The organism is Streptomyces sp. NPDC006733, from assembly GCF_040636125.1.
Taxonomy (GTDB): Bacteria; Actinomycetota; Actinomycetes; order Streptomycetales; family Streptomycetaceae; genus Actinacidiphila.
Genome location: NZ_JBEYJD010000033.1, coordinates 1 through 17,456, shown reverse-complemented (window position 1 = coordinate 17,456; position 17,456 = coordinate 1). Strand labels below are relative to the sequence as shown.

Below are 17,456 nucleotides of genomic sequence, written 5' to 3'. Positions count from 1 at the left end.
GTGACGACAGAACCGAACGATCGGTCGGGAGCGGACGGCACCCTCCTCGACGCCGGGGAGCAGCTGAGCGGCGCGGAGCTGCGCGACCTGCAGTTGCGCCGCCTGCGGGCCACGCTGCGGCACGCGTACGACAACGTCGCGTTCTACCGGACCTCGTTCGACGCGGCCGGGGTGGCGCCCGAGGACTGCCGCACGCTCGCCGACCTCGCCCGGTTCCCCTTCACCACCAAGGCCGACCTGCGCGACAACTACCCGTTCGGCATGTTCGCCGTGCCGGAGCAGGACATCCGCCGCATCCACGCGTCCAGCGGCACCACCGGCGCACCGACCGTCGTGGGCTACACGCGGGCCGATCTGGACATGTGGGCGGACATGGTCGCCCGGTCCATCCGCGCCGCCGGCGGCCGGCCGGGACAGAAGATCCACATCGCGTACGGGTACGGCCTGTTCACCGGCGGCCTCGGCGCCCACTACGGCGCCGAGCGGCTGGGCTGCACCGTCATCCCGGCCTCCGGCGGCATGACCGCGCGCCAGGTGCGGATCATCCAGGACTTCCGGCCGGACATCATCATGGTCACCCCCTCGTACCTGCTCACGCTGCTGGACGAGTTCGAGCGCCAGGGCATCGACCCGCGCTCGACGTCCCTGCGCACCGGCATCTTCGGGGCCGAGCCGTGGACGGAGGAGATGCGCCGGGAGATCGAGGACCGGATGGGCATCGACGCCGTCGACATCTACGGGCTGAGCGAGGTCATCGGCCCCGGCGTGGCGCAGGAGTGCGTCGAGACCAAGGACGGGCTGCACATCTGGGAGGACCACTTCTTCCCCGAGGTCGTCGACCCGCTGACCGACCGGGTGATGGCGCCGGGCGAGAGCGGCGAGCTGGTCTTCACCTCCCTCACCAAGGAGGCGATGCCGGTCATCCGCTACCGCACCCGCGATCTGACCCGCCTGCTGCCCGGCACGGCCCGGCGGCCCTTCCGCCGGATGGAGAAGGTCACCGGCCGCTGCGACGACATGATCATCCTGCGCGGCGTGAACCTCTTCCCCACCGCCATCGAGGAGATCGTGCTGCGCACCCCGGGCGTGGCCCCGCACTTCCAGCTGCGGCTCACCCGCGAGGGCCGGCTCGACCGGCTCACCGTCCGCGCCGAGGCCCGGCCCGGCGCGAGCGCCGACCAGCGGACCGCCGCGGCGGCGGCCATCGCACAGGGCGTCAAGGACGGGGTGGGGGTGACGGTGGAGGTGGCCGTCGTCGACCCGGAGACCCTGGAGCGCTCGGTCGGCAAGCTCAAGCGCGTCATCGACGAGCGGGAGCCGCGACCGGGCGCGTAGCCCCCGGGCCGCGCGCTCGCGCTCCCGTCGGTTTTCCGCCAAAGGCCCGTAGATCAACTTCCGCGGGTGGCCGCCCTGTTAGGTTTCCCCCCGACCCGACGGAGGAGAAGCCACCATGCGCACCAGGATCCTGCTCGCGGCGGCGGCCGCGATGACCATGCTGACCGTGGCGGCCGGCACGGCCACCGCGTCGCCCTCCGGCCCGGCCGCGGCGGCCGGATCCGGCCGCCCGGACACCGCCTGCACCGATGTCCGGCTCTCCGGTTCGCTGCCGGTACCGCCCGCCGGGACGACCGCGCGGCAGGACGTCAGCGTCGGGGCCGACTGCGTCCCGCACCTGGGCGCCGTGCGCCTGCTCCCCGCCCCGGCCGGCTCCGCGGCCCGCACCGCCGCGACCGGCACCGCCGCGCACCAGGTGCGCAGCTCGTCGGAGATGTACGACTGCTGCAACATCCTGATGACGGCCCTCTACACGACGACCACCTGGGACACCGTCGACGGCCGGGTCGCCCATGCCGTGACCGGGGTGAGCACCCACAACAACCGCGAGCCCTGGGACGCCGGCTGGTCCGTCAGGACGGTGGGCACGACCGAGGCCGCGGCGAGCGTCACCGCCCACGCGGAGTTCGGCTACCGGGGCATCTTCGACGTCACGGGCGACTGGTACGCCAACACCCATGACACGACGGTGCAGCTGAACGGCGACGGCACCGCGGCCTGCCGGTTCGACATCGTCCTGCGGCACACCTTCGTCGGCTGGCACGCGGTACGCACCTGCTCCTGACCCGGGCGGCTACCGCCAGCGGACCGGCAGGTGCTTGAGGCCGTTCTGGAAGTTGGACACCAGCCGCACCGGCTCGCCGTCCGGCTCCAGCCCCGGCAGCCGGGTCAGCACCTGCCGCACCATCGCGCGCATCTGCGTGCGGGCGAGGTGCGAGCCCAGGCAGAAGTGCGGTCCGGAGCCGAAGCTGAGGTGGTCGCCCGGGTCGCGGGTGATGTCGAAGCGGTCCGGGTCGGGGAAGACCGCCGGGTCCCGGTTGGCCGAGGCGTGGTAGACCACGACCTTCTGCCCCGCGCGGATCCTGACCCCGGCCAGCTCGGTGTCGCGGGTGGCGGTGCGCCGGAAGTCCATCACCGGCGGCCAGTGGCGGAGCATCTCCTCGACGGCCCGATCCGTCAACTCCGGCCGCTGGAGCAGCAGCCGGTGCTGGTCCGGGTGGCTCAGCAGGGTGTGCAGGCCGCCGGGGATCCCGTTGCGCAGCGTCTCGTTCCCCGCCACGGCGAAGAGGAAGAACATGTTCTCGAACTCGGCGCGGCCGAGGCCGCCCGCCCGCATCCGCGCCATCACGCTGCCGGGCACGGGCCGCTCGGCGAGCGCGTGCGCGTAGGCGAACATGTCGGCCAGCGCCGCGCGGGAGCGCGGGTTCAGCGGGCGCCCGTCGGGGCGGACCGCCGCGGCGGGCGGCCGGTGCGCGAGCGCGGCACGGCCGATGGCGCTGAGCCCGGAGTCGTCCGCAGTGTGCGAGCGCGCGTACTCGGCGTCCTGGTAGCCGATCACCCGGCTCGACCAGTCGAACAGCAGCCGCCGGTCCTGCTCCGGCACGCCCAGCAGATGGGCGAGGGTCAGCACCGGCAGGTCGGCGGCGAGCTCCACGAGGTCCGCGGCACCGTCCGGCGCGACCGCCGCCACCAGCGTCCGGGCGCGTTCCTCGATGACGCCCTCCAGCTCACGCACCGCGCGCGGCGTGAACGCCGCGGCCACGATGCGGCGCAGCCGGGAGTGGTCCGGCGGGTCCTGGTTCAGCATCATCGCCCGCACGAACTCCAGGTCCTCCCCGGTGTCCGGGTCGCGGATCTGGGTGGCGCCGAGGTGGGAGGAGAACACCTCGGGCGTGCGCAGCACGTGGGAGACGTCCGCGTGCCGGAAGACCGCCCAGTAGCCGGGCCCAGCGGGCCACGGACCCACGGCCGGCTCCTGGATCCAGCACACCGGGCGGGTGGCCCGCAGCTCGCGGAACAGCTCGTACGGGACGCCCGCGGCGTACGTCCGCGGGAGGAAGACCGCGTCGGGGCTCCGAAGGCTCATGCGACCCGACCGTACGCCGTGCCCTGGTGGCGGACGCCGGAGCGACGCCACAATGGCGTGATGACGCTGACCACCGCGGACGCGGAGAAGATCCTGGCCGACAACTTCGCGCCCTGGGTGCGGGACCTGGAACTGGCGGTGGCGGAGACCGGCGAGCGCCACGCGGTGCTGCGGCTGCCGTGGTCGGGCCGGCTGGCCCGCGAGGGCGGGGCGATGTCGGGGCAGGCGCTGATGGCCGCCGCCGACACGGCGACCGCGATCGCGGTGTCGGCCGCGCGCGGCGGCTACGGCCCGATGACGACGGTGCAGCAGTCGACGACGTTCCAGCGGGCGGTGCAGGACGCGGACGTCCTGATCACCGCCCGGGTGACGAAACTCGGCCGCAGGCTGGCCTTCGTCGACATCACGATGACCGCCGGGGACGGCGGGGAGGTGGTGGCCCAGGCCACCACCGTCTACGCCTTCCCCGGCTGACGGCACATCAGCGGCGCGTCAGGCGCGGCGCAGCCGCACCACGGGAATGTCCCGCTCGGTCTTCGCCTGGTAGTCCGCGTACGGGGCGTAGACGTCGACCAGGTGCGGCCAGACGCGGGCCTTCTCGTCGGGTGAGAGGGTCTCGGCGGTGGCGGTGAACCGCTCGGGGCCCACGCGGACGTGGACCTCGGGGTGGTCCCGCAGGCTCAGGTACCACAGCGGGTGGTTGTCGTCGCCGCCCTTCGAGGCGACGACCAGGTAGTCGTCGCCGTCGCGCCCGTAGATCAGCACCGTCCGGTGCCAGGCGCCGCTGCGCCGCCCCAGGTAGTCCAGGAGCAGGCAGGGCGAGCCCTGCATCGTCAGGCCCTTGGTCCCGCCCGACTCCTCGTAGGTCCGCGCCTGCTTGGCCACCCACTTCGTCGGGCTGATCTGCACGTCGTTCTCGTCGTACGCCGTCACGCCACTGCCTCCGGCTCGCTCGGGGATCGCGTCCAGCCTAGATCGAACGAACTCCTGCCCGCCGCAGGCGAATCAGCGCGTCATGTCCAGGACCAGCTTGCCGTGCGTGCGGCGGGCGCGGATGTCCTCGTGGGCGCGGGCGGCCTCGGCGAGCGGGTACACGCCGCCGACCTGCGGCTTGAGACGGCCGTCGGCCGTCATCGCCAGCAGCTCCGCCATCGGCTCGCGGTACATGCCCGGACGGCCGAGGCAGTGCATCAGCCAGAAGCCGACGACCGCGCGGGAGCGGCCCATCAGCTGGGCCGCCTGCACCGGGGTCGGCGGGACGCGGGAGGCCATGCCGTACGTCACCAGCCGGCCGAAGGGTGCGAGGGCGGCGAGCGAGGCGTCGAAGACCGGGCCGCCGGTCATCTCCAGCACGATGTCGACCTTCTTGCCGCCGTTGGCCTCGACGAGCCGGTCCTTCATCCCCTCGGCGCCGGCGTCGACCGCGACGTCGGCGCCCAGTTCCAGCGCGAGGTCCCGCTTGTCCTTGGTGGAGGCGGTGGCGATGACCCGGCCCGCGCCGAAGGACTTGGCGAGCTGCACGGCCAGCGATCCGGTGCCGCCCGCGGCCGCGTGCACCACGACGCTCTCGCCCGCGGCGATCCGCGCGGAGGTGCGCAGCAGGTGCCAGGCCGTCAGGCCCTGGACGATGAGGGCGAGGGCCTGGCCGTCGCTGACGCCCTCGGGCACGTCGTGCGTGAGGAACTCGCGGACGGCCGCGACCTCCGCGTAGCCGCCGTTGTCGGCGAGGGCGACGACGCGGCGGCCGTCCGCCGTGCGGCCGACGACCTCGGCACCGGGCACCAGCGGCAGCGTGGAGCGCGAGAGGTAGCTGTCCTCGACGGTGTGGGTGTCGGCGAAGTTGACGCCCGCGGACGACACGCGCACGAGCACCTCCCCCGGCTGCGCCTCGGGGTCGGGCAGGTCCACCTGCCGCAGTACCTCGGGTCCGCCGAACTCCGTGATCTGGATCGCGCGCAACGCGACTCCTTCCGCTGTTCCTCGTCGTGCCGGGTCGTGCCCGGGCCGACCCGGACCGGTCGGCCCGTCGCCCCGCAGCTTTCACCGTAGAGCGTGCGGGGCGCCGGGGGAATAGGTGACCGACCAGTCGGTATGTGATCTGCGTTGCGCGCGGGGCCGCCCGGTCAGACCACCGGGACCGGCTGCGGCGGCGGGGGCCCGACGTAGCGGGCCGCCGGACGGATGATCTTGCTGTCCTCGGCCTGCTCCAGGACGTTGGCGCACCAGCCGACGACCCGCGCCGAGGCGAACGTCGGGGTGAACATCTCGCGCGGCAGCCCGCACAGCTCCATGACCACCCCGGCGTAGAACTCGACGTTGGTGTGCAGCTCCCGCCCCGGCTTCAGCTCGGCGAGGATCGCCTCGACGCGCTCCTCGACCTGGACGGCGAAGTCCACCAGCGGCCCGCCGAAGTCCCGGGCGATCTCCTTGAGCATCCGCGAGCGCGGGTCCTCCGTGCGGTAGACCGGGTGCCCGAAGCCCATGATCCGGTCGCCCGCCAGGACCCGTTCGCGGATCCACGGGTCGATGCGCTCGGGGGTGCCGATGGCGTCCAGGGTGTCCAGCGCGCGGCTGGGCGCGCCGCCGTGCAGCGGCCCGGAGAGCGCGCCGATCGCACCGACGAGGCAGGCGGCCAGGTCGGCGCCGGTAGAGGTGATGACCCGGGCGGTGAAGGTGGACGCGTTGAACCCGTGGTCGATGGTGGAGATCAGATACCGCTCGATCGCGCGGGCGCGGGCGGGCTCCGGCTCCCGGCCGGTCAGCATGTACAGGTAGTTGGCCGCGTACGGCAGGTCCGCGCGCGGCTCGACGGGGGCCAGCCCCTGGCCCAGCCGGTGCAGCGCGGTCAGCAGCGTCGGCACGACGGCGCTCGCCGCCAGCGCGTCCGCGCGGCGGCGGTCGGCGTCGATGTCGTACAGCGGCCGGAAGCCGGCCGACGCGCCGGCCAGCGACAGGGCGGTGCGCAGCCCGGCGAGGGGGCCGGCGAGCGCGCAGGAGCGGGCGATGGCGGGCAGCGCGTCACGCACCTCGTCGGGCAGCGCGCGCAGCGCCGCGGTCCGCGCGGTGAAGGCGGCGCGCTCCGCCGCGTCGGGCAGCGTGCCGTGGAACATCAGGTGCCAGACGTCCTCGAAGGTGCGGCTGCCGGCCAGCTCCACGGCCGAGTACTGGCGGTAGTGGTAGAAGCCCTCGCGCCCGCGGACGTCGCCGAGGGCGGTGTCGGCGACGACCACTCCCGCCAGTCCGCGGGGTACGTCGATCGGGGCGTTGCGCTCGGTGGTGGGCATGCGGTTCCTCCCTGGATGTTGATTCGACTGTCGATGATTGATTCAATGCTTGTCAACATTGATTGAATCAATATGGATACGGTGGGGCCCATGACGGACGACGTGGCGGGCGGAACCAGCGGCAGCGCGAAGCGCCTCAGCACCCGGGAGACCGCCGACCGGCTCGGGGTGAAGTCCGAGACGGTCTACGCGTACGTCAGCCGCGGGCTGCTCACCAGCCGGCGGGCGCCCGGCGGACGCGGCAGCACCTTCGATCCCGACGAGGTGGACGCACTGGCCCGCCGCTCCGGCCGCGGCCGGGCGGCCGGCGACGGTACGGCGCCCGACCGGTCCGCCGGCCCGCCCGGTGCCGACGGGCCCTGGGACGGAATGCCGACCGCCAGGACCGGCATCACCCTCATCGGGGCCGACCACTACTACTACCGGGGCGTCGACGCCTGCGCCCTCGCCGCCCGGTACGGCTACGAGGAGGCCGCCGCCTGGCTGTGGACCGGCGAGCTCACGCCGGGCAACCGGTTCACCGCGCCGCGCGAGAGCCTCGCCGCCGCCCGCCGGGCCGTCGAGGCGCTGCCCGCCCACAGCGGGCTGGTGGACCGGCTCAGGGCGGCGGTGATCGCCGCGGCCGTCACCGACCCGCTGCGGTTCGACCTGTCGGCGCCCACGGTGCTCGCCGCCGCCCCCGCCCTGATCGCCACGCTGGTCGGCGCCCTGCCCCCGCAGGAGCCCGACGCGCCGGAGGAGCCGCGGGCCGCGCTCGCCGCGCGGCTCTGGCCCCGGCTCACCCGGCACCCCGCGGACGGGGCCTCGGTCCGCGCCCTGGACACCGCGCTCACCCTGCTCATCGACCACGACCTGGCCGCCTCCACCCTGGCCGTCCGGGTCGCGGCCTCCGCGCGCGCCCATCCGTACGCCGTGGTCTCCGCCGGCCTCGGCGCGGTCGACGGGCCGCTGCACGGCGCGGCCAGCGGCCTGGCGCACCGGTTGCTGACGGAGGTGCTGGAGCGCGGCAGCGCGGCGGCGGTCGTCGCCGACCACCTGCGCGACGGACGGCGGATCCCGGGCCTCGGCCACCGGCTGTACCCGGGCGAGGACCCCCGCGCCCGGATGCTGTTCGGACTCCTCGACGAGCTGCCCCGGGCGGCCCCCGCCCTCGCCGCGGCCCGCGAGGTGGTGGAGACGACCGCCCGGTACACGCCGCTGCACGCCAACGTCGACCTCGCGCTCGCCGTGCTGTCGGTCTCCGCCGGGATGCCCGCCGAGGCCGGCGAGACGGTCTTCGCGGTCGCCCGCACCGCCGGCTGGATCGCCCACGCGCTGGAGGAGTACCAGGAGCGCCCGTTGCGGCTGCGTCCCAGCGGCCACTACACCGGCCCCCCGCCGCCCCAGCCGCTGCCGTGAGCGACCTGCGCGTCCAGCACTCCCCGACCTGGGTTCGAGCACCCTTGGGCACCTTCCCCGCACCTGCCCGTCCCACGGTGCGAGGAGGAGGTGAATCTCATGTCGGAGAAGAAGATGTCGTCCCCCTCCAGCAGCCCGGAAGAGCTGGAGGAGTCGGAGCAGAGCGAGGAGTCGGTGGAGCCCTCCTGGGTGGCCACCTGAGCGATCGGCACGACGGGGGCGTGCCCGTCCGCCATGAGCGGGCACGCCCGCGCCGCAGGTCCTCCGGCGGATCGCCGGAACCCCGCGGCGCCGCACCACGCGGACACGACACGAGCGGGACGGCAGCGAAGGGAAGGCCGCCACATGCCGATCGACCTGGCGCCGGACACCCGGATCGGGGCCGGTGACCGCCTGGAGTTCGAAGCCGGCGACGGCGCCGCCACGGGCAGGACCCTGGTGGTCGCGCCCGGCACCGGCGGCTGGACGGTCACCGAGGACGCCGGCACGCTGGCCCTGCTCGCGCACCTCGACGCGCACGGCCCCGCCTCCCTCGGCGACCTGCACGCACTGGGCGACCCGATCGCCCGCGTCTCCCAGGACACCGTCCGCGAGCTGTTCGACCGGGGCCTGCTGGAGGTGGACCGGCGGGTGCGCGGCACCTCCGCCGCCCGCCCCGCCCCCGGGCTGGAACTGATCTCGCCCAAGGCCGCCCACAACAGCTATCCGGTCCTGGGCATCTTCCACGTGCACAACTGGTGCAACCTGGCGTGCACCTACTGCTACACCATCGAGGAGGGCATCCCCCGCGAGCAGCTCTCCGCCGAGGTGATGTGCAAGGCCGTCGACGAACTGGTCGACATGCCCACACGGTTCACCAGTTTCGAGTTCCACGGCGGCGAGCCCACCATGGCCATGCCGGCCATCCGCGAGGTCACCGCCCACGCCCGGCGGGTGTACGCGGCGGCGGGCAAGAAGGTCCGCTTCTCCATCCAGACCAACGCCTACCACCTGTCCCCCAAGGTCTGCCGGTTCCTCGCCGACAACGACTTCTCGGTCCGCGTCTCGCTGGACGGCACCCCCGGCACCCACGACGAGTTCCGGGTGGACCACGCGGGCAAGGGCTCCCACCGGGGCGTCGTGCGCGGCATCCGCCGGCTGCAGGAGCTGGGGGTCGCGGTGCACGCGGTCTGCGTCGTGCACGCGGGCACCGCGGACCGCATCGTCGAGATGTACGACTCGATGGCCGCGCTGGACGTCGCGAGCGTCCGCTTCCTGCCGGTGTTCACCACCGGGAAGGCCGGGCTGGAGCAGTGGCTCACCGGCGACCGGTACCTGGCCGCGTACCTCGGCGTCGTCCGGCACGTGGCCCGCCTCGGACGGTCCGGCGCGCCCACCGTCCCGCTGGCCAACCTCACCGCGGGCGAGCTGGGTTCACTGCGCTCCTTCAAGCGCGAGTACATGTGCATGCGCAACCCGTGCGGCGCCGGCGTCAACATGATCACCGTCGACACCAACGGCGACCTGTACCCGTGCGAGGAGATGGTCGGCAAGCCGGAGTTCGTCATCGGCAACCTGCGCACGCAGACCATCCGCGACGTCCTCGACACCAGCCCCGTGGTGGCGCAGCTGCGCGACCGGCACGTCGAGGAGATCGACGAGTGCGCGAAGTGCACCTGGAAGCAGCTGTGCCACGGCGGCTGCGTCCACAAGAGCTACACGCACTTCAAACGGCTCGACCGGGAGTCCGAGCACTGCTCGTACTACAAGGGCGTCTACCGGGAGCTGATCTGGCTCGAGGAGAAGGAGCCCGGCAGCTGGGAGGCGCTGAGCCCGTCCGGAGCGCGCCGGTGAACCGCCCCTGGCCCGCCGCGTACGGGCGCCTGCTGGGCGCGCGGCTGCTGCTGCGCAGCTACTTCTTCCTCCCCTACATCGTGCTGTACGCCCGCGAGGTCGGGGTGTCGCTGGGCACCCTGCTCGTCATCGAGGCGGTCTTCGCGCTGCTGATCGTGCTGGTGGACCTGCCCGCGGGACTGCTCGCCGACCGGATCGGCCCCCGCCAGGCGCTGGCCATCGGGGCGGGCCTGGAGGGCGCCGCCGCGCTGCTGCTGGGATGGTGGCCGCACGCGCTGGTCTTCTGGCTGGTACAGCCGCTGTTCGCGGCGGCCACCGCGCTCACCCAGGGCAGCGACGCGGGGCTGGCCGGCGCCCTGCTGCGCCGCGGCGGACGCGACGCGGAGTTCGAGGCCGGGGAGCGGCTGTTCCAGGCCGGGGCGCTGGGCTGGAACGCGGTGGTCTTCGCCGCCGCCAGCGCGTTCTCGCTGATCTCCCTGCGGGCCACCTTCGTGGCGAGCGGCGTCGTGCTGTGCCTGACGGTCGGCCTGGTGCTGACCGTCCCCGACGTGCGCGGCGCGGCCCCGGACGGCGACCGCCCGCGACCGGCCGCCCAGTTGGCCGGGGTCGTGCGCGCCGTGCGGGAGGCGGCCGGGCTGCGCTGGGACCTGACGGCGATGGTGCTGACGGGAACGGCCTTCTCGATCCTGCTCTACCTGATGCCCGTGTACGTGGTGGGGGCCGGCATCGACGAACGGCTGGTCGGCCTGGTCGCCGCCGCCGTGGCGCTGGGGGCCGCGCTGCTGCTGCACCTGGCGCCCGGCGGCCTCGGCACCGGCACGGTGGTGCTCGCCGCCGTCGCCGCGTCCGCCGCCCTCGCCTCGTCGTCCGTCGCCCTGGTCCTGGCCGCGATCCTGCTCGTGCAGTGCGCCCAGGGGCGGCTGCTGCCCTCCTACCGGGCCCTGGTGCTGCGGGACCTCGCGGACCGCGGCGACGCCACCGCGATGAGCGTGGTCACCACCGCGTCGAGCCTGGGCTTCGCCGTACTGGCGCCGTTCCTCGGCATCCTGGTCGCCCGGCTCGGCCCGGACGGGCTGGCGCTGGTCTGCGCGCTGCTCTTCGCCTGCGCCGGGGCGGCGCTGCTGATCCGGTCCGGGGCCGCCCGGCGGTGGCGGGCCGCCGCACCGGCCGGGGAGAAGGAGGGCGCCGTATGACCGGCCCCGGCCCGTGGTCGCTGGACGGCCGCCGGGTGGTGCTCACCGGCGCCGCCGGGGCGGTGGGCCGCGAGGCGGCCGCCGCCTTCACCGCCGCGGGCGCCGCGGTCGTCGGCGTCGACCGCAACGACGGACCGCTGCGCGAGATGCGCAAGGAGGGCATCCTCGCCGACCACCTGTGCGGCGACCTGTGCGACCCGGACGTCCAGGACGCGGTCGCCGACTGCTGCGCCGCCGACGTGCTGGTCAACAACGTCGGCGCGGGCGACGCCCGGCCGCTCGCCGACACCGACGAGGCGCTGATCGACCGGATGCTCGACATCAACCTCAAGACCGCCGCGGGGCTGTGCCGCCGCTTCGCACCCCGGATGGCCGCCCGCGGCCGCGGGAAGATCATCAACGTCTCGTCGGTGCTGGCCCTGCACCCGGTCCCCACCGTCCCGGCCTACGCGGCCGCCAAGGCCGCCCTGATCGGCTTCACCCGCAGCGCGGCGCTCGAGTACGCGGCCGCCGGGGTGCAGATCAACGTCCTCGCCCCCGGCTACCTCGAAGGCCCCAAGAACGCCGCCTACTTCGCCTCCGCGGCCGGCCGGCGCTTCCAGGAGCGCTTCATGCCGGACGGCAGGGTCGGCCCCGTCGACGCGCTCAACGGGCCGCTGCTCTTCCTCGCCTCCGCCATGTCCGACCACGTCACCGGCCACGTGCTCGTCGTGGACGGCGGCTACAGCATCTGGTGAGCGCCCCCATGGAATGGATCCCCCGGCCCCGCTACCGGCTGCCGCTGGACGACGCCGCGTACGCCTGGCCGAGCCACCCGGCGATGACCGTCGAGTGGTTCGGCTCCGGCGACCCCGCGATCGCCCTGGCGCTGATGCCGCACGCCAACGAACCGCTGGGCTACGCCCTGCACCGGCCGCTGGAGAAGCTCGCCGACGGCTGCGGGCGGGTCGCGGTGATCTGGCCGGTGGACCCGCCGCCCACCGACCGGCACTTCCCGCTGCCCTGCGACGTCCGCGAGTTCCTGCGCACGGGCTACCTGCAGCCGCTCGACGAGCAGACCGAGTTCGCGCACAGCGCCGACCCCACCACGCTCACCCAGTGCCATGCCGCGGACTTCCGCCGGCTGGTGCAGCTGGCCGACCCCGCGGCACTGATCCTCGTCCACAACGACGCCTTCTCCCGGATCCCCTACCTGTACGGCAACCGCCGGTGGCCCGAGGCCGAGCGGCTGCTCGCCGCCGCCCCGCCCACCGCGTTCCCCGACGTCCCGCTGGACGAGGTGGAGTGGACGCACCACCTCGGCCCGCGCACCTACGCCTACTTCAAGGCGTCCGACATCGACGTCCACGGCAGCGAGGCGGCCGGACTGTACGTCCCGCGGGCGCTGCGCATGCCGGTGCTCACCGCGGAGCTGCCGATGTTCGACTGGAGCGGCGTCGGCGACGGGCTGCGGGTCGCCGTGCGCCGGCGGATGGAGCGCTGGATCGAGGAGGGCTGCGGCGACACCGCCTCGATGGTCGCCGACAGCGACGCGCTGCTCGACGGCCGCCCGGTGCCGATGATCGCCCCCGAGGTCAACGCCCGCGCCCTGCACGCGGTTTTGGAAGGGGTGCGCGCCGAACTCGACGCGTGAGCGCGGCCGGGGCCGGCACGCGTACGCCCCGCCGGGTCCGTGTCACCGGCGGGGCGCGCTTCGCGGGCGGGTCGTCCAGGTCTCAGAGCTGCCAGGACGCGCCGACCGCCGTCTCCTGGGAGCCGTGCTCGGACCAGCCGGCCAGGCCGCTGCGCCGGCGGCCGCGGACGGGCCTGCGGCGGACGGCGCCGTCGCCCTGCCACTCCCCCGCCTGCTGCGCGGCCTGCACCATCCCCCAGAGCACCCCGGGGTTGGCGAACGCGCCGGAGGGCATCGTGCCGGGCGGAAAGCTCACCCCGTGCGAGGCCTCCAACCGGGCGATGAGCTGCATCATCCCCATCGAGTCGAGGCCGTACTCGCTCAGCGGCGTGCCGGGCAGCAGCTCCTCCCCGCTCTTCAGCAGGGGCAGGCTCGTCCTGAGCACCTCGTCGAAGGCCGTGTCCCACGGCACCGTCGTCATCCTTGCCACCCTCCCGATGGCGCGCGCCACGAGCCCGCGCACTGGTATCCGTACCCCTGCCGCCACTCGGCGCGGAAGGGACCGGCCGTCGGCTCGGGCACCCGGGCCCGGGTCGACAGGCTCGCCAGGACCACGGCCAGGGCCGCCAGTTCCTCCTGGCCGACATCGCCGCGCTCGACCGCCCACCCCGCGCTCATACCGGCGGGTTCCCGTGCTTGCGGGCCGGCAGGACCTGCTGCTTGGAGCGCAGCATCTCCAGCGAGCGGGCCAGGGTGCGGCGGGTCCAGCGCGGGTCGATGATGTCGTCGACCAGTCCGCGCTCCGCCGCGTAGTAGGGGTGCATCAGTTCCTCACGGTACTCCTCGACCATTTCGCGCCGGGTGGCCTCGGGGTCCGGCGACGCCGCGATCTGCCGGCGGAACACCACGTTCGCGGCGCCCTCCGCCCCCATCACCGCGATCTCGTTGACCGGCCAGGCGTAGGAGAGGTCGGCGCCGATGGACCGCGAGTCCATGACGATGTACGCGCCGCCGTACGCCTTGCGCACGATCAGCTGGATGCGCGGCACGGTGGCGTTGCAGTACGCGTACAGCAGCTTCGCACCGTGCCGGATGATGCCGCCGTGCTCCTGGTCCTTGCCCGGCAGGAAGCCCGGCACGTCGACCAGGGTGACGAGCGGGATGTTGAACGCGTCGCAGGTCTGCACGAACCTGGCCGCCTTCTCCGAGGCGTGGATGTCGAGCACCCCGGCCATCGAGGCCGGCTGGTTGGCGACGATCCCGACGACGTTGCCGCCGATCCGGGCCAGCGCGCACACCACGTTGGTCGCCCAGCGCTCGTGCACCTCGAACAGGTCGCCCTCGTCGACGATCTCCTCGATGACGGCCCGCATGTCGTACGCCTGGGTCGGATCCGCCGGAACGAGGTCCACCAGCGCGTCGTTGGGCCGGTCCACCGGGTCGTCGCAGGGCCAGACCGGCGGCAGCTCGCGGTTGTTGGCAGGCAGCAGCGAGAGCAGGAACCTGACCTCCTCCAGGCACTCGTCCTCGTTGTCGTAGGCGAACGCCGCGACGCCCGAGGTCGAGGCGTGGGTGTCGGCCCCGCCGAGCACCTCCTGGGTCACGTGCTCCCCGGTGACCGCGTGCACCACGTCCGGGCCGGTGATGAACATCTGCGAGGTCCCGCGCACCATGAACACGAAGTCGGTGAGTGCCGGGGAGTACGCCGCGCCGCCGGCGCACGGCCCCAGCATCACGCTGATCTGCGGGATCACCCCGGAGGCACGGGTGTTGCGGGAGAAGATCCCGCCATAGCCGGCCAGCGCGGTGACGCCCTCCTGGATCCGGGCGCCCGCGCCGTCGTTGAGGCTGACCAGCGGGGCGCCCGACGACTCGGCGAGGTCCATCAGCTTGTGGATCTTCTCGGCGTGGGCCTCGCCGAGCGCACCGCCGAAGATCCGGAAGTCGTGCGCGTAGGCGAAGACGGTGCGGCCGTGCACCTTGCCCCAGCCCGTCACCACACCGTCGGTGTAGGGCCGGCGCGCCTCCAGGCCGAAGCCGGTCGCCCGGTGCCTGCGGAAGGGCTCGACCTCGTTGAACGTGCCCTCGTCGAAGAGTAGTTCCAACCGCTCGCGGGCGGTGAGCTTCCCGCGGTCGTGCTGGTTGCGGGTGGCCTGCTCACTCGGTCCCGCCTCGGCCTGCGCCTTGCGGCTCTCCAGTTCGGCGATCCTGCCGAGCATGTCCGCGGGCACGGCGGGGCGGACGACGGGGGCCGGGTCCGGGTTCGGTGACGAGGGCGGCATGGTGACCGGTGGAGCACCGGTGATCTGTCGTTCCAGCTCGAAGATGCTCATGGTTTCCTTGTCGGTTCGCCGGACTGTGCCGATGGATCAGTAGCGATAGTGGTCCGCCTTGTACGGGCCCTCGACGGGGACGCCGATGTAGGCGGCCTGCTCCGGGCGGAGCGTGGTGAGCTTGACGCCGAGGGCGTCGAGGTGCAGGCGCGCGACCTTCTCGTCCAGGTGCTTCGGAAGGACGTAGACGCCGGTGGGGTACTCGCTCGGCTTGGTGAACAGCTCGATCTGGGCCAGCGTCTGGTCCGCGAAGGAGTTGGACATCACGAACGAGGGGTGACCGGTGGCGTTGCCCAGGTTCAGCAGACGGCCCTCGGAGAGCATGATGAGGACCTTGCCGTCGGGGAACGTCCAGGTGTGGACCTGCGGCTTGACCTCGTCCTTGACGATGCCGGGGATGTTCGCCAGGCCGGCGATGTCGATCTCGTTGTCGAAGTGGCCGATGTTGCCGACGATCGCCTGGTGCTTCATCCTCGCCATGTCCTGGGACAGGATGATGTCCTTGTTCCCGGTGGTCGTGATGAAGATGTCGCCCTCGGCGACGACCTCCTCCAGGGTCGTGACCTGGTACCCGTCCATCGCCGCCTGCAGCGCGCAGATCGGGTCGATCTCGGTGACGATCACCCGGGCGCCCTGCCCGCGCAGCGACTCCGCACACCCCTTGCCGACATCGCCGTAGCCGAGCACGACGGCGACCTTGCCGCCGATCAGCACGTCCGTGGCGCGGTTGATGCCGTCGATCAGGGAGTGGCGGCAGCCGTACTTGTTGTCGAACTTCGACTTGGTGACCGCGTCGTTGACGTTGATGGCCGGGAAGAGCAGCGCCCCGGCCTGGTGCATCTCGTAGAGCCGGTGCACACCGGTCGTGGTCTCCTCCGTGACGCCGCGGATCTCCGAGGCGACCTGAGTCCACTTCCGCGGGTTCTCCCCGAGGGTGCGCCGGAGGAGCTGCAGGATGTACCCGTACTCCTCGCTGTCCCCGGCGGCCGTCTCCGGGACCGCGCCGGCCTTCTCGAACTCGACACCCTTGTGCACGAGCAGCGTGGCGTCACCGCCGTCGTCCAGAATCATGTTCGGGCCGCCGGTGGGCGTGTTCGGCCAGGTCAGCGCCTGCTCCGTGCACCACCAGTACTCGGCCAGCGTCTCGCCCTTCCAGGCGAAGACGGGGGTGCCCTGCGGGTCCTCGGGGGTGCCGTCGGGTCCGACCGCGATGGCGGCGGCGGCGTGGTCCTGCGTGGAGAAGATGTTGCACGACGCCCAGCGGACGTCCGCGCCCAGCGCGACCAGGGTCTCGATGAGCACGGCGGTCTGGATCGTCATGTGCAGCGAGCCGGTGATCCGCGCGCCGGCCAGCGGCTGCGCCTCGGCGTACTCGGCGCGGATCGACATCAGGCCGGGCATCTCGTGCTCGGCGAGCGTGATCTCCTTTCGGCCGTACGCGGCGAGGGAGAGGTCCGCGACCTTGAAGTCAGCGGCGGTGAGGGACGGCATCTGCGCTCCTAATGTTCCGGTGGATCTCCAAGGCGGCCGTGGACCGATTCAGAGTGATGTAGTGGAGTCCCGGCGCGCCGGCGTCGAGCAGGCTCTGCGCCAGGCGCGTCGCGTGGTCCACCCCGATGCGGTGGGCGACGTCCGGGTCGTGCTCGACCGCCGCCAACTGCGCGGCCAGGTCGGCGGGGAAGGTCGCGTTGCTCAGTTCGGCGAAGCGCCGGATCTGCCGGACGTCGGTGGCGGGCATGATCTCCGGGATGATCGGGATGTCGCACCCGGCGGCCGCCACCCGGTCCCGGAGCCTGAAGTAGTCCTCGGCCCGGAAGAACATCTGGGTGATGGCGTAGTCGGCCCCGGCCCGGCACTTGGCGACGAAGTGCCGGACGTCGGTCTCCCAGTCGGGTGAGCGCGGGTGCCGCTCGGGGAAGGCCGCCACCCCGATGCTGAAGTTCCCCGCCCCCTTGACCAGCGCGACCAGCTCCCGGGCGTGGTTCAACCCGTCCGGATGCGGCACCCAGGCCCCGCGCGGGTCCCCCGGCGGGTCACCGCGCAGGACGAGGACGTCCCGGACGCCGGCGTCGGCGTACTGCCCGATGATGCGCCGCAGCTCACCGATCGAGTGCCCGACCGCGGTCAGGTGGGCCACCGGCCGCAGACTCGTCTGCGCGGCGATCCGCTGGGTGACCGCGATGGTGCGGGTGCGCGACGAGCCGCCCGCGCCGTACGTGACCGAGACGAACGTAGGCCCGACGGCCTCGACCCGCCGGATGGTGTCCCACAGGGAGCGTTCGCCCGCGTCGGTCTTGGGCGGGAAGAACTCGAAGGAGAAGGACCGGGTTCCGGAGGCGAGGATCTCGCGCAGGGTGCTCATGAGGGGCCTCCATGAGCGTT

Annotated in this window: 17 protein-coding genes; 8 read left to right on the top strand and 9 right to left on the bottom strand. The window is 73.2% G+C overall.

Annotated features, from left to right (window positions below; translation table 11 throughout):
* Entirely contained in the window at positions 1–1,335 is a 1,335-nt protein-coding gene (paaK, locus tag ABZ721_RS26905) for a phenylacetate--CoA ligase PaaK (RefSeq protein ID WP_358791288.1), read from the top strand.
* Positions 1,336–1,450: 115 nt separating this feature from the next.
* On the top strand, positions 1,451–2,119 hold the full coding sequence (locus ABZ721_RS26900; RefSeq protein WP_358791287.1) for a hypothetical protein: 669 nt from the start codon (positions 1,451–1,453) through the stop codon (positions 2,117–2,119).
* A 9-nt stretch (positions 2,120–2,128) separates the two neighbouring features.
* Here the strand turns inward: ABZ721_RS26900 and ABZ721_RS26895 are convergent, their stop codons facing one another.
* On the bottom strand, positions 2,129–3,421 hold the full coding sequence (locus ABZ721_RS26895; RefSeq protein WP_358791286.1) for a cytochrome P450: 1,293 nt from the start codon (positions 3,419–3,421) through the stop codon (positions 2,129–2,131).
* A gap of 60 nt (positions 3,422–3,481) precedes the next feature.
* On the opposite strand from ABZ721_RS26895, the gene ABZ721_RS26890 reads away from it, so the two are divergent.
* On the top strand, positions 3,482–3,895 hold the full coding sequence (locus ABZ721_RS26890; RefSeq protein ID WP_358791285.1) for a PaaI family thioesterase: 414 nt from the start codon (positions 3,482–3,484) through the stop codon (positions 3,893–3,895).
* A gap of 18 nt (positions 3,896–3,913) precedes the next feature.
* Here ABZ721_RS26890 and ABZ721_RS26885 read toward each other — a convergent pair whose 3' ends face one another.
* The 3 genes from ABZ721_RS26885 to ABZ721_RS26875 form a co-directional block, all read right to left on the bottom strand.
* On the bottom strand, positions 3,914–4,354 hold the full coding sequence (locus tag ABZ721_RS26885) for a nitroreductase family deazaflavin-dependent oxidoreductase (RefSeq protein ID WP_358791284.1): 441 nt from the start codon (positions 4,352–4,354) through the stop codon (positions 3,914–3,916).
* A 72-nt stretch (positions 4,355–4,426) separates the two neighbouring features.
* On the bottom strand, positions 4,427–5,380 hold the full coding sequence (locus tag ABZ721_RS26880; protein ID WP_358791283.1) for an NADPH:quinone oxidoreductase family protein: 954 nt from the start codon (positions 5,378–5,380) through the stop codon (positions 4,427–4,429).
* Between the two features lie 164 nt (positions 5,381–5,544).
* Positions 5,545–6,705, bottom strand: coding sequence for a citrate synthase/methylcitrate synthase (locus ABZ721_RS26875; RefSeq protein WP_358791282.1), 1,161 nt, complete (start codon positions 6,703–6,705; stop codon positions 5,545–5,547).
* 90 nt (positions 6,706–6,795) lie between these two features.
* Between ABZ721_RS26875 and ABZ721_RS26870 the strand changes: the two genes are divergently transcribed.
* The 5 genes from ABZ721_RS26870 (at position 6,796) to ABZ721_RS26850 (ending at position 12,762) form a co-directional block, all read left to right on the top strand.
* A complete protein-coding gene (locus ABZ721_RS26870) occupies positions 6,796–8,103 on the top strand; it encodes a citrate/2-methylcitrate synthase (RefSeq protein ID WP_358791281.1) in 1,308 nt (435 codons plus the stop codon).
* A 345-nt stretch (positions 8,104–8,448) separates the two neighbouring features.
* On the top strand, positions 8,449–9,936 hold the full coding sequence (locus ABZ721_RS26865) for a radical SAM protein (protein WP_358791280.1): 1,488 nt from the start codon (positions 8,449–8,451) through the stop codon (positions 9,934–9,936).
* Positions 9,933–11,129 carry an MFS transporter gene (locus tag ABZ721_RS26860; RefSeq protein WP_358791279.1) on the top strand — a complete coding sequence of 399 codons (1,197 nt, stop codon included), beginning with the start codon at positions 9,933–9,935 and terminating at the stop codon, positions 11,127–11,129. Before ABZ721_RS26865 ends, ABZ721_RS26860 begins: the two co-directional genes overlap by 4 nt.
* Entirely contained in the window at positions 11,126–11,866 is a 741-nt protein-coding gene (locus ABZ721_RS26855) for an SDR family oxidoreductase (RefSeq protein ID WP_358791278.1), read from the top strand. The genes ABZ721_RS26860 and ABZ721_RS26855 overlap by 4 nt, the downstream gene beginning before the upstream one ends.
* 8 nt (positions 11,867–11,874) lie before the next feature.
* Complete coding sequence (locus ABZ721_RS26850) at positions 11,875–12,762, top strand: hypothetical protein (protein WP_358791277.1); 888 nt, start codon at positions 11,875–11,877, stop codon at positions 12,760–12,762.
* 82 nt (positions 12,763–12,844) lie between these two features.
* Here ABZ721_RS26850 and ABZ721_RS26845 read toward each other — a convergent pair whose 3' ends face one another.
* The 5 genes from ABZ721_RS26845 to metF all read right to left on the bottom strand — a co-directional run bounded on the left by ABZ721_RS26845 (position 12,845) and on the right by metF (position 17,436).
* Entirely contained in the window at positions 12,845–13,222 is a 378-nt protein-coding gene (locus ABZ721_RS26845) for an acyl carrier protein (protein WP_358791276.1), read from the bottom strand.
* Complete coding sequence (locus ABZ721_RS26840; protein WP_358791275.1) at positions 13,219–13,419, bottom strand: acyl-CoA carboxylase epsilon subunit; 201 nt, start codon at positions 13,417–13,419, stop codon at positions 13,219–13,221. Before ABZ721_RS26840 ends, ABZ721_RS26845 begins: the two co-directional genes overlap by 4 nt.
* Positions 13,416–14,960 (bottom strand): acyl-CoA carboxylase subunit beta, encoded by a 1,545-nt coding sequence (locus ABZ721_RS26835; RefSeq protein ID WP_358791373.1) that lies wholly within the window; start codon positions 14,958–14,960, stop codon positions 13,416–13,418. Before ABZ721_RS26835 ends, ABZ721_RS26840 begins: the two co-directional genes overlap by 4 nt.
* Positions 14,961–15,110: 150 nt before the next feature.
* Complete coding sequence (gene ahcY, locus ABZ721_RS26830; protein WP_358791274.1) at positions 15,111–16,565, bottom strand: adenosylhomocysteinase; 1,455 nt, start codon at positions 16,563–16,565, stop codon at positions 15,111–15,113.
* Positions 16,543–17,436, bottom strand: coding sequence for a methylenetetrahydrofolate reductase [NAD(P)H] (metF, locus tag ABZ721_RS26825; RefSeq protein WP_358791273.1), 894 nt, complete (start codon positions 17,434–17,436; stop codon positions 16,543–16,545). The genes ahcY and metF overlap by 23 nt, the downstream gene beginning before the upstream one ends.
* Positions 17,437–17,456: the final 20 nt, after the last annotated feature.